Origin of the sequence: Streptomyces sp. CB03234 (assembly GCF_001905885.1) — a bacterium.
In the GTDB taxonomy this organism is placed as follows: Bacteria; Actinomycetota; Actinomycetes; order Streptomycetales; family Streptomycetaceae; genus Streptomyces.
Window position 1 is genome coordinate 271,160 of sequence record NZ_LIYH01000004.1, and the last position, 23,829, is coordinate 294,988.

The 23,829-nt window shown below is 70.6% G+C and carries 24 protein-coding genes and 1 pseudogene; 17 read left to right on the forward strand and 8 right to left on the reverse strand.

Annotated features, from left to right (window positions below; genetic code table 11):
- Positions 1 to 27 precede the first annotated feature (27 nt).
- Positions 28 to 897 carry a F510_1955 family glycosylhydrolase gene (locus AMK26_RS18380; RefSeq protein ID WP_073755781.1) on the reverse strand — a complete coding sequence of 290 codons (870 nt, stop codon included), beginning with the start codon at positions 895 to 897 and terminating at the stop codon, positions 28 to 30.
- 139 nt (positions 898 to 1,036) lie between these two features.
- A complete protein-coding gene (locus AMK26_RS18385) occupies positions 1,037 to 1,450 on the reverse strand; it encodes a heavy metal-responsive transcriptional regulator (RefSeq protein ID WP_073755782.1) in 414 nt (137 codons plus the stop codon).
- Positions 1,451 to 1,532: 82 nt separating this feature from the next.
- Between AMK26_RS18385 and AMK26_RS18390 the strand changes: the two genes are divergently transcribed.
- The 4 genes from AMK26_RS18390 (at position 1,533) to AMK26_RS18400 (ending at position 6,110) form a co-directional block, all read left to right on the forward strand.
- Positions 1,533 to 3,887: a heavy metal translocating P-type ATPase gene (locus AMK26_RS18390; protein ID WP_079277658.1), complete on the forward strand. Its 2,355-nt coding sequence runs from the start codon at positions 1,533 to 1,535 to the stop codon at positions 3,885 to 3,887.
- Positions 3,888 to 3,982: 95 nt separating this feature from the next.
- Complete coding sequence (locus AMK26_RS36685) at positions 3,983 to 4,327, forward strand: hypothetical protein (protein ID WP_143608543.1); 345 nt, start codon at positions 3,983 to 3,985, stop codon at positions 4,325 to 4,327.
- A 369-nt stretch (positions 4,328 to 4,696) separates the two neighbouring features.
- Positions 4,697 to 5,299, forward strand: coding sequence for an FAD:protein FMN transferase (locus AMK26_RS38700; protein WP_073755783.1), 603 nt, complete (start codon positions 4,697 to 4,699; stop codon positions 5,297 to 5,299).
- A gap of 382 nt (positions 5,300 to 5,681) precedes the next feature.
- Positions 5,682 to 6,110: a hypothetical protein gene (locus AMK26_RS18400; protein WP_198944101.1), complete on the forward strand. Its 429-nt coding sequence runs from the start codon at positions 5,682 to 5,684 to the stop codon at positions 6,108 to 6,110.
- 77 nt (positions 6,111 to 6,187) lie between these two features.
- On the opposite strand, the gene AMK26_RS18405 is transcribed toward AMK26_RS18400, so the two are convergent.
- The 4 genes from AMK26_RS18405 to AMK26_RS18415 all read right to left on the reverse strand — a co-directional run bounded on the left by AMK26_RS18405 (position 6,188) and on the right by AMK26_RS18415 (position 8,919).
- Positions 6,188 to 6,448 (reverse strand): cation transporter, encoded by a 261-nt coding sequence (locus tag AMK26_RS18405; RefSeq protein ID WP_241837955.1) that lies wholly within the window; start codon positions 6,446 to 6,448, stop codon positions 6,188 to 6,190.
- A complete protein-coding gene (locus AMK26_RS18410) occupies positions 6,448 to 7,596 on the reverse strand; it encodes an urease accessory protein UreH domain-containing protein (RefSeq protein ID WP_073755785.1) in 1,149 nt (382 codons plus the stop codon). The genes AMK26_RS18405 and AMK26_RS18410 overlap by 1 nt, the downstream gene beginning before the upstream one ends.
- 116 nt (positions 7,597 to 7,712) lie before the next feature.
- Positions 7,713 to 8,135, reverse strand: a complete 423-nt coding sequence (locus tag AMK26_RS36690) for a hypothetical protein (RefSeq protein WP_143608545.1) — start codon at positions 8,133 to 8,135, stop codon at positions 7,713 to 7,715.
- 55 nt (positions 8,136 to 8,190) lie between these two features.
- The gene (locus AMK26_RS18415) at positions 8,191 to 8,919 is read right to left on the reverse strand and encodes a hypothetical protein (protein WP_079277659.1); all 729 of its coding nucleotides are present in this window, start codon (positions 8,917 to 8,919) and stop codon (positions 8,191 to 8,193) included.
- Positions 8,920 to 9,026: 107 nt separating this feature from the next.
- On the opposite strand from AMK26_RS18415, the gene AMK26_RS37315 reads away from it, so the two are divergent.
- The 6 genes and pseudogenes from AMK26_RS37315 to AMK26_RS37005 all read left to right on the forward strand — a co-directional run bounded on the left by AMK26_RS37315 (position 9,027) and on the right by AMK26_RS37005 (position 13,380).
- Positions 9,027 to 9,173: a hypothetical protein gene (locus AMK26_RS37315; protein WP_198944102.1), complete on the forward strand. Its 147-nt coding sequence runs from the start codon at positions 9,027 to 9,029 to the stop codon at positions 9,171 to 9,173.
- Positions 9,174 to 9,301: 128 nt separating this feature from the next.
- Complete coding sequence (locus AMK26_RS18420) at positions 9,302 to 9,562, forward strand: hypothetical protein (protein WP_073755786.1); 261 nt, start codon at positions 9,302 to 9,304, stop codon at positions 9,560 to 9,562.
- Between the two features lie 99 nt (positions 9,563 to 9,661).
- Positions 9,662 to 10,218: pseudogene (locus AMK26_RS18425) on the forward strand (IS701 family transposase); the annotation flags it as partial.
- Positions 10,219 to 10,318: 100 nt separating this feature from the next.
- Entirely contained in the window at positions 10,319 to 10,807 is a 489-nt protein-coding gene (locus tag AMK26_RS18430) for a hypothetical protein (RefSeq protein ID WP_073755787.1), read from the forward strand.
- A 159-nt stretch (positions 10,808 to 10,966) separates the two neighbouring features.
- On the forward strand, positions 10,967 to 13,168 hold the full coding sequence (locus tag AMK26_RS18435; RefSeq protein WP_073755788.1) for a glycosyltransferase family 4 protein: 2,202 nt from the start codon (positions 10,967 to 10,969) through the stop codon (positions 13,166 to 13,168).
- 35 nt (positions 13,169 to 13,203) lie between these two features.
- Positions 13,204 to 13,380, forward strand: coding sequence for a glycosyltransferase (locus AMK26_RS37005; RefSeq protein WP_158071127.1), 177 nt, complete (start codon positions 13,204 to 13,206; stop codon positions 13,378 to 13,380).
- A 25-nt stretch (positions 13,381 to 13,405) separates the two neighbouring features.
- Here the strand turns inward: AMK26_RS37005 and AMK26_RS37800 are convergent, their stop codons facing one another.
- On the reverse strand, positions 13,406 to 14,119 hold the full coding sequence (locus tag AMK26_RS37800; protein WP_241837956.1) for a glycosyltransferase: 714 nt from the start codon (positions 14,117 to 14,119) through the stop codon (positions 13,406 to 13,408).
- Entirely contained in the window at positions 14,053 to 14,550 is a 498-nt protein-coding gene (locus tag AMK26_RS37805; protein WP_158071129.1) for a hypothetical protein, read from the reverse strand. Before AMK26_RS37805 ends, AMK26_RS37800 begins: the two co-directional genes overlap by 67 nt.
- A gap of 624 nt (positions 14,551 to 15,174) precedes the next feature.
- Here AMK26_RS37805 and AMK26_RS18445 point away from each other — a divergent pair.
- The 7 genes from AMK26_RS18445 to AMK26_RS18475 all read left to right on the forward strand — a co-directional run bounded on the left by AMK26_RS18445 (position 15,175) and on the right by AMK26_RS18475 (position 23,680).
- Positions 15,175 to 15,435 carry a hypothetical protein gene (locus AMK26_RS18445; RefSeq protein ID WP_073755790.1) on the forward strand — a complete coding sequence of 87 codons (261 nt, stop codon included), beginning with the start codon at positions 15,175 to 15,177 and terminating at the stop codon, positions 15,433 to 15,435.
- 483 nt (positions 15,436 to 15,918) lie between these two features.
- Positions 15,919 to 17,592, forward strand: a complete 1,674-nt coding sequence (locus AMK26_RS18450; protein WP_073755791.1) for a tetratricopeptide repeat protein — start codon at positions 15,919 to 15,921, stop codon at positions 17,590 to 17,592.
- A gap of 748 nt (positions 17,593 to 18,340) precedes the next feature.
- Complete coding sequence (gene kdpF, locus AMK26_RS18455; RefSeq protein WP_073755792.1) at positions 18,341 to 18,430, forward strand: K(+)-transporting ATPase subunit F; 90 nt, start codon at positions 18,341 to 18,343, stop codon at positions 18,428 to 18,430.
- An 8-nt stretch (positions 18,431 to 18,438) separates the two neighbouring features.
- Positions 18,439 to 20,103: a potassium-transporting ATPase subunit KdpA gene (kdpA, locus tag AMK26_RS18460; RefSeq protein ID WP_073755793.1), complete on the forward strand. Its 1,665-nt coding sequence runs from the start codon at positions 18,439 to 18,441 to the stop codon at positions 20,101 to 20,103.
- Positions 20,100 to 22,232, forward strand: a complete 2,133-nt coding sequence (gene kdpB / locus AMK26_RS18465) for a potassium-transporting ATPase subunit KdpB (RefSeq protein ID WP_073755794.1) — start codon at positions 20,100 to 20,102, stop codon at positions 22,230 to 22,232. The genes kdpA and kdpB overlap by 4 nt, the downstream gene beginning before the upstream one ends.
- A gap of 5 nt (positions 22,233 to 22,237) precedes the next feature.
- Positions 22,238 to 22,906 (forward strand): potassium-transporting ATPase subunit C, encoded by a 669-nt coding sequence (locus tag AMK26_RS18470; protein WP_073755795.1) that lies wholly within the window; start codon positions 22,238 to 22,240, stop codon positions 22,904 to 22,906.
- Positions 22,907 to 22,993: 87 nt separating this feature from the next.
- Positions 22,994 to 23,680: a response regulator gene (locus AMK26_RS18475; protein WP_073756263.1), complete on the forward strand. Its 687-nt coding sequence runs from the start codon at positions 22,994 to 22,996 to the stop codon at positions 23,678 to 23,680.
- The last annotated feature ends 149 nt before the right edge of the window (positions 23,681 to 23,829 follow it).

Sequence of the window (23,829 nt, forward strand, 5' to 3'; positions counted from 1 at the left end):
AGTGCGCACATCGCCGCACGCGCGGTGTCAGTGGCCTGAGCTCGAAACCGTAAGGAGCTTGGTGAAGGTCTTGCCCGCGTCCCGCGTCTCGTAGATGCCGTCCTGCGTGGCGACGATGACGTGGCTCGAGTCGACGGCGGTGAGTGCCTGCGGTTCTCCGCCGGGGACGTCGCCAGTGGGCTTCCAGGTGGTGCCGCCGTCGGTGCTGCGGTTCAGCTCGCCGCCCGGATCGACTCCGTACAGGCCATCCGTCTTGGGCCAGGAAAGAAAGGCCATTACCGGCTCGGTGCCTGGGCGGAAGGTCTCCCCGCCATCGGCGCTCGTGGCGATGCCGTCCTGTGTGGTGGCCAGCACCGTATTGGCGTTGTCAGGGCTGACGGCGAAGTCCAGCATCTGCAGGCCGGCCCGGTCGTCCCAGATGGTGCCGTCCTTGCTGACCCGCAGCGTGCCGCTGACGCTGTCGTAGCCGTAGATCGTGTTGTGTGCGAAGTCGAGGACGTGGAAGTCGGCCTGGCCCTCCAGAGACCGCGTCTTCCACGTCTTCCCGGCGTTCGTGCTCTCGATCAGGCCGCGGTGGGACGGCTCGTCGTCGGTGGCCGGGTGACCGCTGGCCAGGAAGGTCTTCGGCCCGGCCACCGTGAATCCCATGAAGTCGTCCTGGCTGTCCCCTACGCGCTGAGGGCGGCCCTCGCGGTCGGGTGTGAAGAGTCCCTCGTGAGTAGCGACGTACAGCCGTCCGTCCGACGGATCGACGCCGAGGCCGTGGACGTGGCTCACGGTGGCTTGCGCCGAGTCGGAGCCGGGCTCGGAGCTGGAGCCGGAGTCGGCGGTGCAGGCGGCCAGTCCTGTGGCGAGGAGCGCTGCGGCGACGGGGAGAGCGAGGGTGCGTACGTTCATGTGAGGTTCCTGCGAGGTGCGCAGTGGGTGGCGCGGCGGCCGGGCAGGCTATGGAGCCACTCGCCCCATGGTTTGTCCTGCGGCGGCGGGTCGAATCCGCTGTCCCTTGCGACGTGAGAACCCTGCCCTGGGGGAAAGGTCAAGCCGATGGGGAGGGGGCGGACTCGATGATGTGGCAGATCACGCCTGCCTCACCCCGTCCGGCGGCCTGATCTGCCCGGTCGCGGGCGGTCTGCAGCGTCTCCCGCAGCGCTTGCAGGTCGGCGATGCGCCGGTCGATCTCCGTGAGGTGCTCATCGAGGAGGCTGGTGACCAGCTCGCAGGGCTGTTGCCCCTGGCGCTGCAGGTCCAGGATGCGCTTGATCTCCTTCAGGCTGAGGCCAAGCGTCTGGGCTTGGCGGATGAAGTGCAGCTCAGGCAGGGTGTTCTCGGCGTAGGTGCGATATCCGGCCGGGGTACGCTCCGGCGGGTCGATGAGCCCATTCGCCTCGTACAGGCGCACCGCTTTCGGGCTCAGTCCGGTCTGCTTGGCGACACGGCCAACGGTCAGCATGGGCTTTGCTTCCTCACATTTCGGGTGTGCTGCCAGTGTGCGCTTGACCTTTCCCTAGGGGCAAGGTTTTAGCGTCTCGACCATGACGACCCAGCCGACCGACAAGGCTCCGACGAAGACCACCCCGACGCCCGCCGGGGTCATTGGCGGACCGACGGGTGAGTCGGAGCTGAGCCGTACCGTCGACCTGGCCATCACCGGCATGACCTGCGCCTCCTGTGCGGCCCGGATCGAGCGGAAGCTGAACAAGCTGACGGGCGTGAACGCGTCGGTGAACTTCGCCACCGCCAGCGCCCGAGTGGCGCATGCGGAGGACGTGTCGCCGCAGGACCTGATCGATGTGGTCAAGGGCACGGGGTACGGAGCCAGCCTCCCCGCCCCGCCGGCCTCCGCCGAGAGCACGGACGCGGCCGGCGGCGGTGAGGGGCCGGCCGGGGAGGAGGAACGCCATGTGCGGGCGCTGCGGGATCGGCTGATGGCCTCGGCGGTGCTCACGGTCCCGGTGGTGGTGCTGTCGATGGTGCCCGCCGCCCAGTTCCGGTTCTGGCAGTGGCTGGCCTTCGCGCTCGCCTCTCCGGTGGCGCTGTGGGGTGCGTGGCCCTTCCACCGCGCTGCCCTGCTGAACCTGCGGCACCGTGCGATGACCATGGACACCCTGGTGTCGCTGGGCGTGCTGGCGGCGTGGGTGTGGAGTGTGTACGCGCTGTTCCTCGGTGGCGCGGGGGAGCCCGGGATGCGTATGGCCTTCACTCTCCTGCCCCGCTCCGGCGAGCACGCGGGGTCGGCCGAGATCTACCTGGAGGTAGCCGCTGCGCTGACAGCCTTCATCCTGGCCGGGCGCTACTTCGAGGCACGCGCCCGCCGCCGTGCCGGGGAAGCGATCCGCGCCCTGATGAACCTGGGCGCCAAGGATGTCACCGTGCTGCGTGAGGGGCGCGAGGTGCGGGTGCCGATCGAGCAGCTGGCGGTCGGGGACGAGTTCGTGGTGCGGCCCGGGGAGAAGATCGCCACCGACGGGGTGGTGGTCGAGGGTGCCTCGGCGGTGGACGAGTCGCTGCTGACCGGCGAGTCACTGCCCGTCGAGGTCGGTCCCGATGACGGCGTCACCGGCGCCACCGTCAACGCTGGAGGACGACTCGTCGTACGTGCCACCCGGGTCGGGACGGCCACCAAGCTCGCACAGATCGCCCGCCTGGTGGAAGAGGCTCAGACCGGAAAGGCCCAGGTACAGCGGCTGGCCGACCGGATATCGGCGATCTTCGTACCCATCGTCATCCTGCTGGCCGTCGAGACGCTCCTCGGGTGGCTGGTACTCGGCTACCCGGCAGCCGTCGCGCTGACCGCGGCCATGGCGGTGCTCATCATCGCGTGCCCCTGCGCGCTCGGCCTGGCCACACCGACCGCGCTCATGGTCGGCACGGGCCGCGGCGCCCAGCTCGGCCTTCTGATACGCGGGCCGGAGGTGCTGGAGTCCACCCGCCGCATCGACACGGTCGTGCTGGACAAGACCGGCACCGTCACCGAGGGCCGGATGCGCCTGGTCGATGTGGTCCTCGTCGACGGGGAGGACCGTGAAGAGGTTCTGCGCCGGGCGGGCGCGGTGGAGCACGCCAGTGAGCATCCGATCGCCAAGGCGATCGCGGCCGCCGCAGTGGAGGAGACGGGGGATCTCGCGCCTGTCACCGGCTTCGCGAACCACGCGGGTCGAGGCGTGGTCGGCACCGTCGACGGAAGCCCGGTGGTCGCCGGGCACGCGAGCTGGATCGCTGACCAGCGGAATCTGGAGATTCCGAGGGCACTGACCAGCGCCCAGCAGAAGGCCGAGCGCGCTGGGCGTACGGTCGTCTTCGCCGCGTGGGACGAGAAGGTGCGGGCTGCCCTCGTCATCGCCGACACCGTCAAGCCGACCAGCTCCGAGGCGGTCGTCCAGTTCAAGGCACTGGGCCTGACTCCAGTGTTGTTGACCGGGGACAACACGGCCGCCGCTGAACACGTCGCGGCCGAGGTCGGCATCGACACCGTCATTGCCGAGGTCCACCCCGAGGACAAGGTCGCCGAGATCAAGCGGCTCCAGGAGCACGGCAAGGTCGTGGCGATGGTCGGCGACGGCGTCAACGACGCGGCCGCCCTGGCCCAGGCCGACCTCGGGCTCGCGATGGGCACCGGCACCGACGCGGCGATCGCCGCCGCCGACCTCACCCTGGTGAAGGGCGACTTGCGCGCCGCCGCAGACGCGATCCGCCTCACCCGCAAGACCTTGACCACCATCAAGGGCAACCTCTTCTGGGCCTTCGCCTACAACGTCGCCGCCCTGCCCTTGGCCGCGCTCGGCCTGCTCAACCCGCTCATCGCTGGGGCAGCCATGGCCAGTTCCTCGGTCTTCGTCGTCACCAACAGTCTGCGGCTGCGCCGCTTCCAGTCTGCCAACCGCCGCTGAGTCCTCGTACCCGTACAGCCCCGCAGAAACGTAAGGACGCCCCATGGCCACTGTCATCAAGCACCGCACTGGCCCTTGCCATCGCCGCGGCGGTCGTGACGGTCGGCGTCACGTCCGTCGTCGCCACCGCCGCAGTGGCCGGCGGCGGGCCCGACAAGCCCGCTGCCTCCAACAGCGCCTCGCCGACTCCGTCCTCCTCGTCAGCACCTGGCACCTCGACCCCGCCGCAGGGCGGCATGCCCAGCCCGGCGCGCGGCAACGGATCGCCGAACGGGGGCATGGACAACGGCATGAGCATGCCCTCGATGCCGGCCACCCCCGCGCCCGGCAACAGCGGCATGCCTTCGCCGTCCCCCGCCACTCCTGCGCCGGGCGGCACACAGCAGAACGGCATGGGCGGCATGGGGATGATGGGCGGCATGGACGTGGGCGGGATGTGACCGTGGCCGACCTCGCGGATGCCGCGGACGGGGACCGGTGTACGGCGGTGCGGGTAACCGTTGCCGCCGCGAGCCTGGCCGGTGCCACCCTCCTGACGGCGGGACTGATCTCGGGCGCCCAGCCGTCCCCGGCCACGCCCGCGCCCACGGCGAGTACGTGCACGTCCTCCGCGCCGGCTCCCGCGACCCCAGCACCGGACCAGGCGACCCCGTCTCCTCCTGTGACCCGCAGCAGCGACAGCGGGTGCGGTGCCAAGGACGCATCCAGCGCTTCACGTGCGGCGAACCCGGCGCCACCTCAGGCGACGCCGTCCCCGCCCCTGACACGCAGCCGTGGAAGCTGAGGCCACCGAGGCACGGTTTCCGGTGATGGGCAGTACCGGCCACCTCCTGGTGGCCGGTGATCCGGAACTCCTGACTCGGGCACGCGCCCGTCTGGAACAGATGGAGTCGCTGTGGTCCCGGTTCCGCGCCGACAGCGAACTGTGCCGTCTCAACGCCTCGCAGTCGGGCCGCTGGGTCCAGCTCTCCCCGCCGACAGTCGCGCTCCTGCGACGGGCCGTACGGGCCTGGGAGGTGACCGGCGGCCTCTTCGACCCGACCGTGCTGCCCGCGCTGGAAACCGCCGGATACACCCGCAGCTTCGCCGAACTCCCGCAGGAAATCCCGTACGCCGACGATTCAGGCCCCGCACCGGGCTGCGCCGATCGGCAGGTTCCGCACCAGGCGCCGGTGCCGGGTGGTTGTGGTGGAGGAAGAGGCCAACCCCGGAACGGACCTGGCGTGGCTGTCCCTCTCACCACCTCATCGACCCCGTCAGCGGCACCCCGACCGACAGCGAGGTGGCCACCGTCACCGTCGTGGCCGGCGAGGCGCGCTGTTCCGGAGGTACTGGCCAAGGCCGCTCTGATCGCCGGACTGCACGCCGGGCAGGCGCTGTTGGGGCCCATGGCGTCGCCGGCCTGCTCGTGATGGAAGACGGGACGGCGCACAGTGCCGGGCCCTCGGGCCGCCCCGGGACGCCTCTACGACCGGTACCGTTTCCTTTTGGGCCTGGCACTGGTCTTCCTGACGGCGCATCTGCTCGCGCTGGTCGCCGACACCTGGGTGGACTTCGGTCTTGTGGAGCTGCTGGCCCCCTTCACCTCCGGCCACCGGCCCGCGGCCGTCGCCTGGGGCGTGATCGCATTCCAGCTCCTCGTGGCGATCCAGGCAGCGTCCCTGCTCGAGCACCGTATCCCGGTGCGGTGGTGGCGCTACGTCCACACCAGCGCCTTCGCCGTTGCCGTCCGGGCGGATCCGTCCGTACTCCCTGTGCGGGAATCCGGCGGACCGGGAGACATACCGCATCGGCGTGCTGGACGTGCCGGAGGGGCGGGGCGGATCGGCGGAGGTGCACAGCCTGCGGACGGGCCAGCGGATCTCCGTGAGCCGCCCGCGCAACACGCTTCCGCTCGTACTGGCCGACCAGTACCTGTTCATCGCGGGCGGCATCGGCATCACGCCCCTGTTGCCCATGATCCGCGCGGTGGCGGCGGCCGGAAGGGAGTGGCAGGTGCTCTACGGCGGCCGGTCCCGCAACGCCATGGCCTTCGTCGACGAACTCCTCGTCCTCGGCCGCGACAGGGTCCGTCTCGTACCCGAGGACACGCACGGACTGCCCGAACTGGCTGCCACCCTGGCCGCGACCAGGCCAGGAGCCGCCTGGCCGACGGCGACCGGAACCGTCGCGACGTCATCTGCCCGTGCGTCTCCAGGGCCCACAGCCCGACCCTCGTGGTAGACCTCTGAAAATGACGGACGGCCCGGCCAGGAACACGCCCGGCCGGGCCGTTCATCATGAACACATACGCGTACGAGTCAGTCGGCGACGCGTGCCGTGTAGTCCCCGGCCGCTTCCACCGCCGCGACGAGCGCCGCGGAGTCCACGTCGACAGCCTCTTCAAGGCGGACGACGCTGCGTCCCGTGCGTACGTCAGTGGCCGCCGAGCGTACGCCGGGCAGGTCCTCCAGCTCATCATCGATGAGCAGGCCGCAGCTGTTGCAGTGCATGCCCTCGATGAGCAGCACCACCTGCGGACCGTCGGTCTCGGTCTTGCTCTTACGGCTGAACAGTTTCACTACGCGCCCTTCTTGAAGTCGATGGTGCCGGTCTGCATACCCATGGCGCAGGAGAAGAGGAGCCTGCCGGGCTTACGTGTGCCCAGGTCGACCTTGGTGTCACCGTCGCGCTTGACGATCTCCTGCACTCCCAGCTCGGGAATGGTGAAGGCACGGGCGCACCCGCCCGAGTCCTTGCCGCGCAGCACGAGCGTCGTGGGCACGCCGGCTTTCGCGGTGAACTGCGTAGGGACGTAGAAATCCGTGACGGTGAGGGTCACGATCTGCTTCCCGGATGCGTCGATGCGTACGGGGTCGTCGGCCGCCGCGGTCTCCTCACCTCCGGCGCCACCCACGGAACCGCTCCCTTCACCGCCCTCGACGATGAACGGCCCACTCGCCGCAGCCCGCTTGTCCGGGGCGTCGAAGGAGACCCAGCCGCCGGCCTGCAGCGCGGAACCCATGGTCCAGACGGCGACGCTCAGCACCACCACACCGGTGAGCACGGCCAGTCGGCCGGACAGCACCTGGCTGCCGCGGCGGAAGAGGTAGCCGAGCGCGGCGAAGAGCGGCGCGGTACCCAAGACGAACCCGGCCATCACGGCGGCCCCGGCCACCGGCGACCCTGAGGTGATGGCGAGCAGCTCCATCGACAGGGTCACCCCGCAGGGCACCAGTACGGTGGCGAAGCCGATCAGGGCAGGAGTGGCGACCGAGTCGGTCCGGGCGCTGCGCCGCATCAGTCGGCCGAACGACGCCGGGGGCCGGGGCACGAGCCGCCCCACGCCCTTGACGCCGAACAGATCCAGCGCGAACAGCACCATCAGCAGCCCGGCGGCCAGCAACAGCACCGCCTGGGTACGAGGACTGGGCTGCAGCGCGTCACCGAAGACGCCCAGCAGCGCGCCGAGCAGGGTGTGGGAGACCAGCTTCCCGGCCAGGAACGCCCCGACCGGCGCCAATGGCGTGGCGGCCTCTTTCACAGGACGCGGCGAATCGGATGCCCTGAGGGACTTGTTGGTGGCCGACTTCTTGTCGGTGGGAGCGGAGCTGCGGCGGCGGGTCACAGCCCCGGCCAGCAGACCCCCCTGAACGGCGGCGCACGAGGCACCACCGGCGAGCAGACCGGTACTCGCACCGGTGATCAGCAAAGCGATGGACGACGGCATGCGTCGTTACTCCTGTTCTGCAACTACGGCACGCGCACACGGATATCCGGGCATGCCGAGGCGGACGTGAGGAACGCGGCGTCCCACAAGGCATCAACCTCGCGGGCGGCGATCCGTCACGTCCGCGACACGCACAACCAGTGCAGATCAGGAGGAGCCACCACCGGTGGCGGGGCATTGGGCTGCGCCTTCATCAGCGCGGCGGAGCATGCCGCCGAGCGCGCCGGAACTGCGGGCGCCTGTCCCGACGGACCGTCCTGGGCGAGCGTGGCCTCCGGCGCCGCGCACTGCTCCTCGGCCGCCGGGCAACGCGGACCGTGGTCCGGAGAAGACTCCGCCACAGCCGGAGCCGCAGCCTGCCCACCATGCTCTGCGTGCTCCGCATGACCACTGGCCACGGAGTGTGGAGCCACGTGCATGTTCATCGGCCCCGGCATCGCCATCGCGGGACGCGCCAGCCCGGACAGGCAGACGAACAGCACGCACACAAGCAGCGCCCCGGACCAGGTCCGGAGTGGCAGCAGCACGCGTCGCGACATGCGCGCCATGCTAAGCCATCACCGGAGCCGCCGCCTCGGCCATGGACACGCGGAGCTACTCGCCTTCCTGCCAGTCGTAACTGCTGGGTACGTCGGTCTTCTGGCCGGCCGGCCCGTACACGAGCGCGATCTCGTCATGCGACCGGAACTCGATGGCGGCAGGGTTGCCGGCGTACTCCTTGCCGTTGACGCAGGCACGGAACTCATTGCCGCCACCCGCCTTGAGCCCGCCGATGGCGTCCTTGGTGAGGGCGACGTCCCACTCGGTCATGAACTGGCCGAGCGAGAAGGTGGCCTTGACGGGGGACTCGATGTGGATCACGCCATTGGCGTCATGGGTGTGCAGCGGGCTGATCTGCTGTGCTGGCTGGTCGATGCCGATGTTCGCCGGGACGGCGACCGGCTTGCCGTCGACCAGGACGTCCAGGTGCGCGTGGATGTGCTCGACGTTGCCCTCCTCGCAGAGCATCGGCAGTCCCGCCGCCCTCACCCGGGCTGATGGGTCACTCGGTGCACTCCAGGGCGGATCTGTCGTACGGCGCGAGGCGGTCTTCATGGGAGCCGTAGGGATGCCGGTCTCGGCCGGAGTCGGGGAACTGGTCGGCTCGTCCGACGTCCGGACGAGGGCGAAGGTGATCGCGGCGACGATCGCGAGCACCACGACACTCACCGCCAGGGCGATCAGCGTGCGGCGTCGGCGTTCGGCCCGTCGAGCCTGCTCGGGCAGCGCGGCCGCCCGGGCCTGGCGGTCTGCCGATGTCTTCTTGGCCGGCTTGCGGGACATACACGGATTCCTCCTGATCAATTCCGGATAAAAGGGGCCTTGACTTTGCCCATGGGGGAAGGTTTTAGCGTCGTCGCGTAGGCACCTAGCGGGAAGGAGGTCGCCTCATGGCATTCGTCGAAGGCGAGGTGTACCGGTGCCCGGACCCCGACTGCGGCTGTGAGATCACCGTGACCAAGGGCGCGGCTCCAGGCCACGGCGGGGACGAAGCCCCCACGTGCTGCTGCGGACTCCCCATGGAGAAGGTCCGCTGAGCCGTCCTGCCACACCACCCTCGCTAGCGGCCACGCCGCGGGAGCAGGTGTGGGCCACCACAGCGAACGGCCTGATGGTCAGCGCAGACGGTGGCCGCGCCTTCCGTCCGGCGCCGGGAGCACCTGACGTGGCGGCGATCGAACGCCCGGCCCGCGTCGCGCTCGTCGCGCTCGGAGCCGACGGAAAGGTCCTGCACAGCCGTGACGGCCGCTCCGGGGAACGCGGGGGCAGCCTTCCAGGAGGTGCGCAGCCCACCGTGCTGACGGCCATCAGCCCCACGCATCTGCTGGCCGCCGACGTCGGCGAATTGGTCTACGAATCGAAGGACGGGGGGCGTAGCTGGAAGGTGCTGCACCGCCCCGACCACGAGGCCCGCGACAACCACTAGCCGTGCAGCACCAGCCGTGATCATCTCCTCTGCTGCGTCGACCTAGTAGTGCTTCGTTACGTTGGGTGATCTGGGCTGGTGGTGGGCAGCTTCCCGGGTATGAGGCTTGGGGAGGTGGAACGACTCCGGGGTGAGTCATCGGAGTTCGTTGCCGATGTGTTCGCCTCGCTTCCGCGGCGGGATCAGCGGCGGTGGGGCGGCTGTTATCTGCGGGGTCTGATGCTGGACGGCCGGCGCAAGTCGATCCAGCCGATGGCCGAGCGTTTGCCGGACCGGAACATGCAGGCCCTGCAGCAGTTCGTGAATCAGTCGCCGTGGGATCCGCTGCCGGTGCGGCGGCGGATCGCCGAACGATTGAGCGAAGCGATCGCGCCTGAGGTGTGGGTCGTCGACGATGTGTCGTTCCCCAAGTGCGGCACCGTTTCGGTGGGGGTCGCCCGGCAGTACTGCGGGGCGCTGGGCAAGCGGGCGAACTGCCAGGTCGCGGTCAGCGTGCACGCCGCCACCGACACGGCATCGTGTCCGCTGGAGTGGGAGTTGTTCCTGCCTGAGGAATGGGACAGTGATGACCGGCGGCGCCGACTGGCCGGAGTCCCCGACGGGATCGGGCAGTCTCCAAGACCCATCTGGCCTTGGGGTTGCTGGACCGGCTGGCCACCAACGTGATCGCCCGGACAAGACCTCGTACTGCAACGGTGCTTGCCGTGACTGCGGACCAGGTCGGTCGGTGTCGTGGTCGTGAGACGTGTGGGACGCGTGAAACGTCGGGCGACGTCCACCACCGTGCGTGCCACCCTCCTCGTGGTCGCCGCCCTGACCGCCGACACCGCCGTCTGGGGCGACGTACACACCCGCCAGGACGACGCCTACCGGCGCATGATCGGCTGGACCTCCCGTCACCTCCCGCCGGACGCCCTCGTCGCCGTCACCGAGGAGACCCCGACGCTCCTCCTCCCCCGTACCGTCAAGGGCACCTGGAGCAGTCGCGGCGACCTGGCCCGCCACCGTGCCGACTACCTTCTCCTCTCCGACACCCAGCTGATCGCGCAGGGATCCGCCGCCATCAGCCCCGGGCTCCTCGCGACCGTCGAGACGCGAGGCCGGCCGGTCCACAGCGAACTCGGCCCCACCAACGGCGCCTTGCGCCTCTATGACGTCCGCGGCCTGACCGCGGCACTCACCTGCCCGTCCGCCACGCGGCCGTCGAACGACGCGCCGACGACCGCTCCGGAGCGTCCCGGATGACCGCCACCGCACCAGCCTTCCCCGAAACCGCGTCGGCCGGACGCGGCGCCATGCTGCGGGCCGGCTCCACCCTGTTGTCCGGCGTCGGCCACTACGGCCTGTCGATCCTCCCGCTTCCGCCTGCTGCCGCCCGGGCAGTACACCGTCTACGCCGCCGCCATGGCGATCCTCCTGACGGTCGGAGTCCTGTCCACCGCGACGGTGCCCGCCGTCCTGGCCGGTGAGGTGGTGACCACCCCCGGCGGGAGCACCGAGCGCCGCGCCGCCGTGCACGCCTGCATGCGCATGACCGCCGTCCTGGCGGCCGGGTGCGCCCTCGTGGCCGGTGCGGCCGTCGTTCCCTACGCCGGACCGGGCACGCTCGGCGCGACGGCCGCCGCCTGCCTGGCGATCTGGTGCAACTCCGCGGGCGCCGGCTACCTCCAGGGCACCGGCCGCTTCGGGCGGCTGGCCGTACTGCAACTGGCGGAGACCGCGGTGCGCTGCGGTGCCGCGCTCGCCGCCGTCGCCGCCGGATGGGGGAGCCGCCGGGGCGGTCGGCGCCACGGCCGCCGCCGCAGCCGTCGCCACCCTGGGCGCGCTCGCCGCCGCGCGCCCGTGGACGCCCGGAGTCCGGCCGAGGCCTCCTCACCCCGAGCTCGGTGGGCGACCGGGACGCCGAGCGGCGCCACCTCCCGGACCGTGGCGCCGGACCGGCTCCGTGCCGGGCACCCAGGTGCTGCTGTGCGCACTGCTGACCGGGGACGTCGTCCTGGCCACGGCCGTCCTGGACGGCGCCGCCGCCCTCACCCCGTACCAGCGCTCGTCGTCCTCGCCCGCGTACCCCTGCACCTGGCGACAGCCACGGCCGCCGTGCTCTTCCCCCGACTCGCGGCCCACGGCCCCTCCGCCGCCGGCCGTACGGCGTTGCAGGAGGCGCTGCGCGCCCACTGGGTCTCCGCGGGCTCCCTGACCGCCGTCCTGGTCACCTGCCCCCCTGACCTCCTCGCCCTCCTCCTCCCCGCTTCCTACGTCTCCTCGGCCCCGTTGCTGCTCCCGCTGGGCATCGCGGGCCTCGCGGGTGCCACGCTCACCGTCACCATCACCGCCTTCCGCGCCGGACTCCCCGTACGCCCCGCCGTCCTGCTCCTGCTCGCCGGCTGTCCGGGCCTCGCGTGCGCGACCGTCCTCACCGCCGACCGCCCCGCGGCGCTGGCCTGGAGCACGGCGGCCGTCACCGGCGTCGTCGCGGTCGCGTCCGTGGCACTCACCCGGCGCCGCGTCACCGGGCTGGGCCCCGCCGCGGGTGCGACGGCACCGCTGACCGCCGCCACCGCCGCCACTCTCGTGCTGTCCGCGCTTCGGCCGCACATGGCGCTGTGGCTGCCCGCCGCGTGCCTGTGCCTGCTCGCCGCGGGCCTGGTGGGCCGTCCCCGGCGCCGTCGCGGCGGGCCGTACCGGATCCCCCACCTCGGATTCGAAGCCCCGCACAGCCCGGGGGCCGGCGGCGCGGCTCTGCGCGCCCACGAGGTCGACCGGCGGCTGGCCGCACGCGGCATCGAGGTCACCGTCGTGTGCGCGCCCTGGCCCGGCTGCGCCGAAACCGTCCGCGACGGTGTGCGCTACCGGCCGCTGCCGCCCCGGCTCGGCCCTCTCGCCCGTCACCGGTTCCTGTACCAGATGGCCTACTTCCCCGCCATCACCCTCGGCCTGCCCCGGCTGCTGCGCCGCGTCGATCCGGACCTCGTCGTCGAGGACTTCGTACCGCCCTTCTCCAGTGTCTGCGTCCCGCACCTGACCCGCCGACCGGTCGTCGGCGTGGTGCAGTGGCTCTCGGCAGCCGAGATGACCGACCGTTACCGACTGCCGTTCCACCTCGTCGAGCGGCGCGGCCTGCGCTCCCACACCCGCCTCATCACCGTCGGGCCGCATCTCGCCGCCGAACTGCGCAGCCGCCACCCCGCCGCCGACGTCACCGTCCTGCCCAACGGGCTCTCCCCGGCCGCCTTCGTCCCGCCGGACGCGGCCGAGCCACGCGACCACGTGGTCTACCTCGGACGCCTGGAGACGAAGTCCAAGGGCCTCGACCTGCTCCTGCGCGCCTACGCGCGGGCCGCTCCCGGCCTGACCACCGATCTGCTGATCGCCGGGGACTGCCCGGACGAACGGGCGGCCCGCGCCCTCGCCGCACAGCTCGGTATCGAACGCCGCCTCCGCTGGCTGGGCCGCGTCGACGGGGACGCACGCTTCCACCTCCTCGCCCGCGCCCGCCTGGTGTGCGTGCCCAGCCGATCGGAGACCTTCGGCATGGTCGCCGCCGAGGCGCTCGCGGCGGCGACGCCCGTCCTCGCCTTCGACCTGCCCTGCTTGCGCGACTGGTGACGGACGGGGTGGGGGTATGGGTCCCGGTGGGAGACGTGGCGGCCTACGCCCGGGCGCTCGCGGAACTGGCCGCCGACCCCGTCCGCTGCCGGTCGCTCGGGGCCGCCGGTCCCGCCACCGTGCGGCATCTCGACTGGGACGTCGTCGCCGACCGTCAACTCGCGCTGTACCACCGGGTGGCCGCCCCGCCGGCGGGGCGGGGCGGGCCCTGACGCCTGGGCGGTGACCGCGGCCGCCTCAGGAGGCGTGTGCCGACCCGCGCTCCGCCCGCTCCGGCCGATGGGCGTCAGGCGGACAGCAGGGTGGGTGCTGCCGCCAGCCGACGGTGTCGCGGTGGCGGGCGAGGCGCACCCGGACGCGGCGGTCACCGGGGTCGACGCCCATACGGTCGAGGACCGCTCTCGCGTCGTGCTCGTCCGTGCCGGGCAGCAGCAGTCTCGCCCGGGGAGCGGAGACGTCCAGAGGTCGGTGGCGCGCAGGGCGGTCAGGTCGGCACGCAGGAGGAGAGGAAAAGGCAGGGTGACGAGGGAACAGACGTCGGTCACGGGCCGACGCCCCCGTGCCGCGACGGGACGACCGCAGCCGGTGCCGCTCCTCGGTGAGCGCGGCGAGCAGATGGGCGGCGGTGGCCGGCCAGGTGAAGGACTCGGCCCGGGCGCGGCAGCGCCCGTCCCAGGCAGCCGCCTCCGCCTCCGGTACGAGAGCGCGCAGCGCGGTGGTGAGTACCGTGGACAGGTCCTCGTCGGGCCCCAGGAGCCAGCCGGTGCGGCCGTCGTGGACCGTGTCGCGCAGGCCCGGCACGTCGTAGGCCAGGGCCGGGACACCGGCCGCCGCGGCTTCCATCACGGACAGGCCCCAGCCTTCGCGCGCCGCGGTGGTCACGGTCATCCACGCCGTGGCCAGCAGCGCGTCTCGCCGGGGATCGGGCAACCGGCCGTGGAAGACGACCATGTCGTGGACGCCCAAGGCGGCGGCGAGTCGCTCGAGCTCCCGGCGGTCTCCCCGTCGCCGACGAAGTGCACCTCCAGGCCGGGGAAAGCGCACCGAACCGACGGCAGCGCCCGCACCAGATGGTCCCAGCACTTCTGCCGGGCGAGCCGGCCGACGCACACGATCCGTGGCGTCCCGGCACGCGCGCGTGCCCGGCGCCGGGCCTCGGGCGGCATGGGCGGCATGCCCGGGGCAGCCAGGTGGACGGGGTCGCGCAGACCGAGCCGCCCCCGGATCTGAGCGCGGGACGACGGCGAGACGGCGCACACGACCCGCCGCCCGTACACCAGCGTGCTGCCCTGGTTCTCCAGCCAGCGCCCCAGGGCGGCCAGCGGACGGGGGAACCACAGGGCGAACTGCTGCTGGTGGACGTGGTGGATCAGCAGGACCACGGGGATACGGAGGCAGTACGAGCGGGCTGAAGAACGGTACGCCGTTCTGGGAGTCGATCACGGCGTCGATACGGCGGCGGTGCCGCAGCAGCCACAGCAGCGCGAAGAGATAGACGGTGTAGCGCCCGCCCCCTCGCACCACGGTGCCGTGCGGGGTCTCCTCGCGTCCCGGCGCGCCGGGGGAGCGGGCGGTGAGGTACGTGACACGGACCCCCGCCTCGTGCAACTGACGGGCCACCTGCTCGCAGTACAGCTCGGCGCCCCCGGCCTGGGGGTGCCGGCCGTCCCGCCAGTTGCAGATGACGAGATGGCGCCGCCGCCAGTGGGCGACGCCGGGAAACGCGGCTCGCACGTCCATCACCACCACCCCCCGCACGGCCGGGCGACGACCACTCGTCGCAGCAGGCGCACCAGGTGGTCGCGCGCCACTTCGCGTTTTCCGCGTGCGAAGGAAAGGGGGACGGGCGGACCGAGGCGCGAGTCGGGTGCGAGCCCATCGCATCCGCCACCTCAAGTGGCGGCGGATCTCACCCCGTTCCCCGTCAAGGGGCCCGAAGCCCACCTGCACCCCCAGCTCCAGAACCTCTGGGCCGGGTTCACGTCGTCATCACCACGCACCTCCTGGTGCTGGACGCGGCCACCACGGTCGAGGACCTGGTCGTGCTGATACGGTTCCGCACACCCTGCCCCGAACCCTGCATACGGGCGCTGCTGGCCCACGTGGAGGGCGTGAGGATCGCCGACCGCGTGGTGCTGGTTCCCGTCAGCGGCGCCGCACGTGCCGCTCGCGCGGCTGCTCGGGTCACGTGGGTGGTACATCTGTCCTTCGCCGTGCCACGGGTTTTACCGGCCCGGGTGGCCCAGCTCGCGCCGGGCGCGCGCTGACGGCGCTGGGCACCTCTTCGCCGTCCTGGCCGGGCCTGGCCGTGGTCCCCGGAAAAGCCACGACCCGAGTTCGGTCCGGTGCGCGACCGCGGTCACACCCGGTCTGGCGAGCGAGTACGGCACCGGGCCGGTCCACGGGGGACAGGATCGACTCGCTCGGGCTGGACGAGAACATGGCTGCGAGCTCTGCATGCGCGGCGGCCGGCGGGTCGGTGTCCGTCACCGGAGTCCGCCGGACGCTCGCGGTGGCGGGGGAGATCTCCAGTTCCCGGGCGACCGCCTGGTCCGAGTGGTCGACGCGGGCCCGACGCGTGCGATTCCCGGCCGGGCGAGATCGGTTCTACCCTCGGTCACAGGTGTCCCCGGAGGCCTTCACCACGTTGGGACAGTGCGTGACGGCCGCGGCGCGTCCACATGTCCGGCCGGGCCGAACGGCTCGTACACGCCACCTGACCGACCGGGCCGTACCTTGAGGAGAGACGGATGGACTACTACGACCTCGGCACCCACACCCGCCCCGTGACGACGTCCTCCCCGTCCGCCCAGACGTGGTTCGACCGCGGGCTGCTCTGGTCGTACGGCTTCCACCACGAGGAGGCCGTCTCCTGTTTCGAAGCCGCCGCCGCGGCGGATCCGGACTGCGCGATGGCCTACTGGGGCATCGCCTACGCCCTCGGTCCGAACTACAACAAGCCCTGGGAGTTCTTCGACGGTGAGGACCTGGCCCGAACGGTCGAACGCACCCACGCGGCCGTCGAACGCGCGCACGAGAAGGCGGCCGGCGCCACTCCCGTCGAGCAAGCCCTGATCCAAGCGTTGCGGTACCGGTATCCGCAGGCGGAAGCGGTCGAGGACTGTTCGGTGTGGAACGAGCCTTACGCCGACAGCATGCGCGCCGTGTACGAACTCGCTCCCGACGACCTCGATGTCGCCACACTCCATGCCGACGCACAGATGAACCTCACGCCCTGGCAGCTGTGGGACCTGCGGACCGGGCTACCGGCGGAAGGCTCCCGCACGCTGGAGGCCAAGGCGGTCCTCGAGCGGGCGATGGGCACCGGGTCCGGGAAGACGCACCCCGGCCTTCTGCACATGTACATCCACCTCATGGAGATGTCCCCGACCCCCGAGGCCGCCCTGCCCGTCGCGGACCGGCTCCGTGGCCTCGTACCCGACGCCGGGCACCTGCAGCACATGCCCACACACCTGGAGGTGCTCTGCGGGGACTACCGGCGTGTGGTGTCGGACAACACCGCCGCGATCGCCGCCGACGAGAAGTACTACGCGCGGGCCGGCGCGATGAACTTCTACACGTTGTACCGCTCGCACAACTACCACTTCAAAATCTACGGTGCGATGTTCCTCGGCCAGTCGGCGACCGCCCTGGAGACCGCCGCACAGCTCGAAGCCGCCATCCCCGAGGCCCTGCTGAGGGTGCAGAGTCCGCCCATGGCCGACTGGCTGGAGGGATTCCTCGCCATGCGGATGCACGTGCTCATCCGCTTCGGCCGCTGGTCCGACATTCTGCGACTACCGCTGCCCGCAGACCCGGAGCTGTACTGTTCGACGACGGCGATGCTCCACTACGCCCGCGGCGTCGCCTTCTCGGCGACCGGCCGGATTCCTGAGGCGGAGACCGAACGCGAACTGTTCCGTGAGGCCGTCTCCCGCGTACCCGAGTCACGCATGCTGTTCAACAACACCTGCGTCGACATCCTCGCGATCGCGTCGGAGATGCTCGACGGCGAACTGGAATACCGCAAGGGGAACCACGACGCCGCCTTCGCCGCGCTGGAGCGGTCGATCGCACTCGACGACAACCTTCCCTACGACGAGCCGTGGGGATGGATGCAGCCCACCCGGCACGCGTACGGCGCACTGCTCCTCGAACGGGGACGCGTGGAAGAGGCGGAGGCCGTCTACCGGGCCGACCTCGGCCTCGACGACACGCTGCCGCGTCCTTCACAACACCCCGGCAACGTATGGGCGCTGCACGGATTCCACGAGTGTCTCGTGCGCCTGGGCAGGACAGCGGAAGCGCGGATCGTGGCCCAGCAACTGAAGCTGGCGTCCGCCATGGCGGACGTACCGATCAACGCGTCCTGCTTCTGCCGTCTCGAAGCGGTCGCGGGCGCGGCGGAAGGCGGCTGCTGCTGACGACCGCGAACGCGGCCGCACATGTACGGACCTCGTCCAGGACGTACTCGGCCAGGGCGCGGGCGGCGCGGCGCTCGGGCAGGTGGCGGACCACCTCGTGGAACCGGCCCGGGCTTCCTGAGCCGCTGCCCGGCGCACCACCCGTTCCGACAGGTTGAGGATGTCGTGGCCGCCGATGCTCCGCAGACGATGTGCTGCGCGCCGCGCTCCATCTCCGGACCGTACTGCCATGTCGGCTCGGTCGGCTTGGACGCTTACGGAAGTACTGGGCGCCGCGTCAACGTTCCGTCAGGAAATGCGGAACCGGCATCAACGGGACGTCAAAGCGTCTCGTTTCTGATCGAAAAGCGGTAGAGACCGCCACGGGACAAGAGTCCACGCTCCACGCTCCAGCATGAGCCCGGCGGCGAGACGCTGCGGAAAAGGATCACGCACTGCCCTTCGCCCTCGATATGACCGGAAAGCACCCGGACGGACGTCGTCCTGCCCTCCGCTGCGTCGTCTTCACATCCGCCCTTCCGCAGGTGGGGCCGGGTTTGCGTAAGGGAGCCGTTAGAAGGCCGTCAAGGGTCGTCAGAACCCCATCAAGAACGGTCGCAGCGGCTCAAAATCACGCTTAGCTCTGGGAGTCCGATTTCACCTTTCAACGATCCTCTCAGGAGCTCGCGATGGCCGACGTGGCCTTCGTCGTCACCACGGTCGCGGTGTTCGCGCTGGCGGCTCTCATCGCCAAGGGGGTGGCGAAGCTGTGACTGCCGAGAACGTTGTCGGTCTGCTCGTGGCCGCCGCCCTGCTGGGTTATCTGATCCTCGCCCTCGTCAAGCCGGAGAGGTTCTGAGCACCGATATGAGCCCCTTCCTCGCCGGTGTGCTCCAACTGCTGGCGCTGATCGCCGCGCTGGCACTGGCATACCGTCCGCTCGGCGACCACATGGCCAAGGTCTACTCCTCCGACCGGCATCTGCGGGTGGAGAAGTGGATCTACCGGGCCGTCGGCGCCAACCCCACCGTCGAGATGCGCCGGCCCGCCTACCTGCGCGGCGTCCTCGCCTTCTCGGCGGTGAGCGTCCTCTTCCTGTTCCTGCTGCAGCGCGTGCAGGGCTCCCTGCCCGGTTCCCTGGGCTTCGCCTCCATCGACCCGGACCAAGCGTTCAACACGGCCGCGTCATTCGTGTCGAACACCAACTGGCAGTCGTACTACGGCGAGCAGGCCATGGGCCACGTCGTGCAGACCGGTGGCCTGGCCGTGCAGAACTTCGTCTCCGCAGCCGTCGGCATGGCGGTCGCGGTGGCGCTCGTACGGGGCTTCGCCCGGTCCCGCACCGGTGAACTGGGCAACTTCTGGGCGGACCTCGTCCGGGGCGTCGTACGGATCCTGCTGCCCCTGGCCGTCATCGGCGCGGTCGTCCTGGTGGCCTGCGGCGCCATCCAGAACTTCGCCGGCATCCATGAGGTCGGTCAGTTCCTGGGCGGCACGCAGCAATGGAACGGCGGTGCGGTCGCCTCGCAAGAGGTCATCAAGGAGCTGGGCACCAACGGCGGCGGCTACTTCAACGCCAACTCCGCCCACCCCTTCGAGAACCCCAACGGCTTCACCAACCTCTTCGAGATCTTCCTGATCCTCCTCATCCCCTTCTCGCTGACGCGCACCTTCGGGCGGATGGTCGGCAGCATCCGGCAGGGGTACGCGATCCTCGGCACGATGGCGGCCATCTGGATCGCCTTCGTCCTGCTGATGTGGGCCACCGAGTTCAACGGCCACGGACCGGCGTTCGAGGCCGCGGGCGGAGCGATGGAGGGCAAGGAGACACGCTTCGGCATCGGCGCCTCGTCCATCTTCGCCGTGTCGACCACCCTCACGTCGACCGGTGCGGTGGACTCCTTCCACTCCTCGTACACCGGGCTGGGCGGTGGGATCACGATGCTCGGCATGATGCTGGGCGAGATCGCGCCCGGCGGTGTCGGTTCCGGCCTGTACGGCATGCTGATCATGGCGGTCATCGCGGTGTTCGTCGCGGGCCTGATGGTCGGCCGTACGCCCGAGTACCTGGGCAAGAAGATCGGGACGCGGGAGATCAAGTTCGCCGCCTGCTACATCTTGGTCACCCCGGCGCTGGTGCTCGGCTTCACCGCCGCCGCGATGACGCTGGACACCACCCCCGGCTCGATGACCAACTCCGGCGCGCACGGCTTCTCGGAGGTCCTGTACGCCTACACCTCCGGCGCCAACAACAACGGCTCCGCCTTCGCCGGCCTGAACGCCGACACCCCCGGGTTCAACACCACCATCGGGCTGGCGATGCTGCTCGGCCGGTTCGTGCCGATGGTGTTCGTGCTGGCGCTGGCCGGCTCGCTCGCCGAGCAGTCCCCCGTACCGAAGACCGCCGGGACCCTGCGCACCGAAAAGCCGCTGTTCACAGGGTTGCTTGTCGGCACCATCGTGATCATCACCGGCCTGACCTACTTCCCCGCGCTCGCGCTGGGCCCGCTGGCCGAAGGACTGGCGTCATGACCATCGACGTAGAGAAGCACAACGACTCCATGCCCACCGCCACTGCGACCCCGGCGCCGCACCATGACGTGCCCACGGGCCACAAGCCGGAGGGCGGGCGCGTCGGAGGGGGCCTGTCCGACCCCCAGCAGCTGCTGAAGTCCTTCCCGGACGCCCTGCGGAAGCTCGACCCACGGGTGATGGTCACGTCCCCCGTCATGTTCGTGGTGCTGGTCGGCTCCGTGCTGACCACGGCCGTTGCCCTCACTGACCCGACCGACTGGTTCGGCTGGGCCATCGCCGGCTGGCTGTGGCTGACCACGATCTTCGCCAACCTGGCGGAAGCGGTGGCCGAGGGCCGCGGCAAGGCGCAGGCGGACACCCTGCGCAAGGCCAGGACCGACACGGTGGCACGGCGTCTCGTCGGCGGGGCCGAGGAGCAGGTGCCGGGCACGGCCCTTCGCGTCGGTGACCTGGTCGTATGCGAGGCCGGCGACATCATCCCCGGTGACGGGGACGTCGTCGAGGGCGTGGCGTCGGTGGACGAGTCGGCCATCACGGGCGAGTCGGCGCCGGTCATCCGCGAGTCCGGCGGCGACCGGTCCGCCGTCACCGGCGGTACGAAGGTGCTGTCCGACCGGATCGTCGTGAAGATCACGACGAAGCCGGGTGAGACCTTCATCGACCGCATGATCAACCTGGTCGAGGGTGCCGCCCGGCAGAAGACGCCCAACGAGATCGCCCTCAACATCCTGCTGGCCTCGCTCACGATCGTCTTCCTGCTCGCGGTTGTCACCCTCCAGCCCTTCGCGACCTACGCGGGCGCCAAGCAGACGATGATCGTGCTGATCGCCCTGCTCGTCTGCCTGATCCCCACGACGATCGGCGCCCTGCTGTCCGCGATCGGCATCGCGGGCATGGACCGGCTCGTCCAGCGCAACGTCCTGGCCATGTCGGGGCGGGCCGTCGAGGCCGCCGGTGATGTTTCCACCCTGCTGCTCGACAAGACCGGCACCATCACCCTCGGCAACCGGCAGGCCGCCGAGTTCGTCCCCGTCGAGGGCACGACAGCGGCTGAACTGGCGGACGCGGCCCAGCTCTCGTCGCTGGCCGACGAGACGCCCGAGGGCCGTTCCGTCGTCGTCCTCGCCAAGGGGCAGTACGGCCTGCGCGAGCGCCACCAGGGCGAGCTGGAGCACGCCACGTGGGTGCCCTTCACGGCTCAGACCCGCATGTCGGGTGTGGATGTCGACGGGCGCAAGGTACGCAAGGGTGCGACCGGTTCGGTCGTGGCGTGGGTGAAGGAGCGGGGCGGACGTGTCGCCGAGGACGCGCAAGCACTCACGGACCGCATTTCGAAAGCTGGTGGCACGCCGCTGCTGGTGGCTGTGGAGGACGGCGAGGGCGCGCGTGTCCTGGGGGTCATCCACCTGAAGGACGTGGTCAAGGAGGGCATGCGGGAGCGGTTCGAGGAGCTGCGGCGCATGGGCATCAAGACCGTCATGATCACGGGCGACAACCCGCTCACGGCCAAGGCCATCGCGGACGAGGCAGGGGTGGACGACTTCCTCGCCGAGGCCACGCCCGAGGACAAGATGGCGCTCATCAAGCGGGAGCAGGCGGGCGGCAAGCTTGTCGCGATGACGGGCGACGGTACGAACGACGCCCCGGCGCTCGCCCAGGCGGACGTGGGGGTGGCGATGAACACCGGCACCTCGGCCGCCAAGGAGGCCGGGAACATGGTCGACCTCGATTCCAACCCGACCAAGCTCATCGAGATCGTCGGGATCGGCAAGCAACTCCTCATCACCCGCGGCGCCTTGACGACGTTCTCCATCGCCAACGACGTCGCGAAGTACTTCGCGATCATCCCGGCGATGTTCGCCGTCGCACACCCCGGGCTGGACAAGCTCAACATCATGGGCCTCGCCTCACCGCAGTCCGCGATCCTCTCGGCCGTCATCTTCAACGCGCTGATCATCATCGCGCTCGTACCGCTGGCCCTCAGAGGTGTGCGGTACCGGCCGATGAGCGCCGACCGGATGCTCCGCCGCAACCTCGCCATCTACGGACTCGGCGGCCTGATCGCGCCGTTCATCGGCATCAAGCTCATCGACCTGCTCCTCTCCTCCCTTCCCGGAATCGGCTGATCGCCATGAAAAACACCGCGACGAACACCGCACGGCTGGTCGTGGCCGGGCTTCGCGCCCTGCTCGTCCTCACTCTGGTGACGGGCGTGCTCTACCCCCTGGCCGTCACCGGCATCGCCCAGGCAGCCTTCCCCCACAAGGCCAACGGCTCCGACATCAGGGACGGGGACGGCAGGGTCGTCGGCTCCGAACTCATCGGACAGCGCTACGACCTGCCGCTGAAGAAGGGGCAGGAGACCCCCGCCCCCGACCTGAAGTGGTTCCAGCCGCGCCCGTCCAACGGCCTGGGCACCAACACCGTCAACACCCGGTACAAGCTGATCCTCTCCGGAGCGACCAACCGCTCCGGCGACAACGCCGAGCTGCTCACGTGGGTCGAGGACGCCAAGTCCGCTGTCGTACGGGACAACTCCACGGCGACGTACAAGGTCGAGCCGGAGGACGTGCCCGCCGACGCCGTCACCTCCTCCGGCTCCGGCCTGGACCCCCACATCTCACCCGAGTACGCCACGCTCCAGGCCCACCGGGTCGCCGAACGCAACGACCTCGACGTCGCCCGGGTGGAGCAACTGGTCGCCGACCACACCGAGGAACGCGTCCTGGGCTTCATGGGCGAGCCCCGGGTCAACGTCCTCAAGCTGAACATCGCCCTGAAGGAACTCACCCGGAAGTGACCGCGCCATGGGCCGGAGCCGCCCGGCCCCGCCCATGGCCGCACGGTCCTTCCCGTACAACGAGACAACGAGAAAGGCGGCATGCCGATGACCCGGGTGCTGGTGGTCGAGGACGAGCCACAGCTCGTAAGGGCGCTCGTCATCAACCTCAAGGCACGCACATACGAGGTGGACGCCGCGCCCGACGGGGCGACGGCCCTGCGGCTCGCCGCCGCCGCGCCCCCGGACGTCGTCCTGCTGGACCTCGGGCTGCCGGACATGGACGGCATCGACGTGATCAAGGGTCTACGCGGTTGGTCCAGGGTGCCGATCGTGGTGGTCTCCGCCCGCAGTACCTCCGACGAGAAGGTCGAGGCGCTCGACGCGGGCGCCGACGACTACATCACCAAACCCTTCAGCATGGACGAGTTGCTCGCGCGGCTCCGGGCCGCGGTGCGCCGGCACGACACCTCCGGGCCGGCCGCCGACGATGTCGCGATCGTCGCCGCCGGGGACTTCACCGTCGACCTCCTGGCCAAGAAGGCCAGGCGCGGCGGACGCGACGTACGCCTCACCCCGACCGAGTGGCACCTGCTGGAGGTGCTGATCCGCAACCAGGACCGGCTGACCACCCAGAAGCAGCTGCTCCAGGAGGTGTGGGGCCCCTCCTACGGCACGCAGACGAACTACCTGCGTGTCTACATGGCCCAGCTCAGACGCAAACTCGAAAGCGACCCCTCCCACCCCCGGCACCTCATCACGGTGCCGGGCATGGGATACCGCTTCGAGAAGTGACGGAATCGGACGGAACCCAGGAACCATGGGACGCGGCAAGCTCCGGATCCATCTCGGTGCGGCACCGGGCGCCGGCAAGACGTACGCGATAGAGAACGCCGTCAAGTACAGCCCGGACGGTGAACCGGTCCTGGTGTCGGCCGGCGCCA

What these genes read in the sequence shown, in the direction of transcription:
- AMK26_RS18380 (WP_073755781.1), bottom strand. Translation starts at nt 897, where the DNA reads ATGAACGTACGCACCCTCGCTCTCCCCGTCGCCGCAGCGCTCCTCGCC.
- AMK26_RS18385 (WP_073755782.1), bottom strand. Translation starts at nt 1,450, where the DNA reads ATGCTGACCGTTGGCCGTGTCGCCAAGCAGACCGGACTGAGCCCGAAA.
- AMK26_RS18390 (WP_079277658.1), top strand. Translation starts at nt 1,533, where the DNA reads ATGACGACCCAGCCGACCGACAAGGCTCCGACGAAGACCACCCCGACG.
- AMK26_RS38700 (WP_073755783.1), top strand. Translation starts at nt 4,697, where the DNA reads ATGGGCAGTACCGGCCACCTCCTGGTGGCCGGTGATCCGGAACTCCTG.
- AMK26_RS18410 (WP_073755785.1), bottom strand. Translation starts at nt 7,596, where the DNA reads ATGCCGTCGTCCATCGCTTTGCTGATCACCGGTGCGAGTACCGGTCTG.
- AMK26_RS36690 (WP_143608545.1), bottom strand. Translation starts at nt 8,135, where the DNA reads ATGTCGCGACGCGTGCTGCTGCCACTCCGGACCTGGTCCGGGGCGCTG.
- AMK26_RS18415 (WP_079277659.1), bottom strand. Translation starts at nt 8,919, where the DNA reads ATGTCCCGCAAGCCGGCCAAGAAGACATCGGCAGACCGCCAGGCCCGG.
- AMK26_RS37315 (WP_198944102.1), top strand. Translation starts at nt 9,027, where the DNA reads ATGGCATTCGTCGAAGGCGAGGTGTACCGGTGCCCGGACCCCGACTGC.
- AMK26_RS18435 (WP_073755788.1), top strand. Translation starts at nt 10,967, where the DNA reads ATGGCGATCCTCCTGACGGTCGGAGTCCTGTCCACCGCGACGGTGCCC.
- AMK26_RS37800 (WP_241837956.1), bottom strand. Translation starts at nt 14,119, where the DNA reads ATGGTCGTCTTCCACGGCCGGTTGCCCGATCCCCGGCGAGACGCGCTG.
- AMK26_RS18450 (WP_073755791.1), top strand. Translation starts at nt 15,919, where the DNA reads ATGGACTACTACGACCTCGGCACCCACACCCGCCCCGTGACGACGTCC.
- kdpA (WP_073755793.1), top strand. Translation starts at nt 18,439, where the DNA reads ATGAGCCCCTTCCTCGCCGGTGTGCTCCAACTGCTGGCGCTGATCGCC.
- kdpB (WP_073755794.1), top strand. Translation starts at nt 20,100, where the DNA reads ATGACCATCGACGTAGAGAAGCACAACGACTCCATGCCCACCGCCACT.
- AMK26_RS18470 (WP_073755795.1), top strand. Translation starts at nt 22,238, where the DNA reads ATGAAAAACACCGCGACGAACACCGCACGGCTGGTCGTGGCCGGGCTT.
- AMK26_RS18475 (WP_073756263.1), top strand. Translation starts at nt 22,994, where the DNA reads ATGACCCGGGTGCTGGTGGTCGAGGACGAGCCACAGCTCGTAAGGGCG.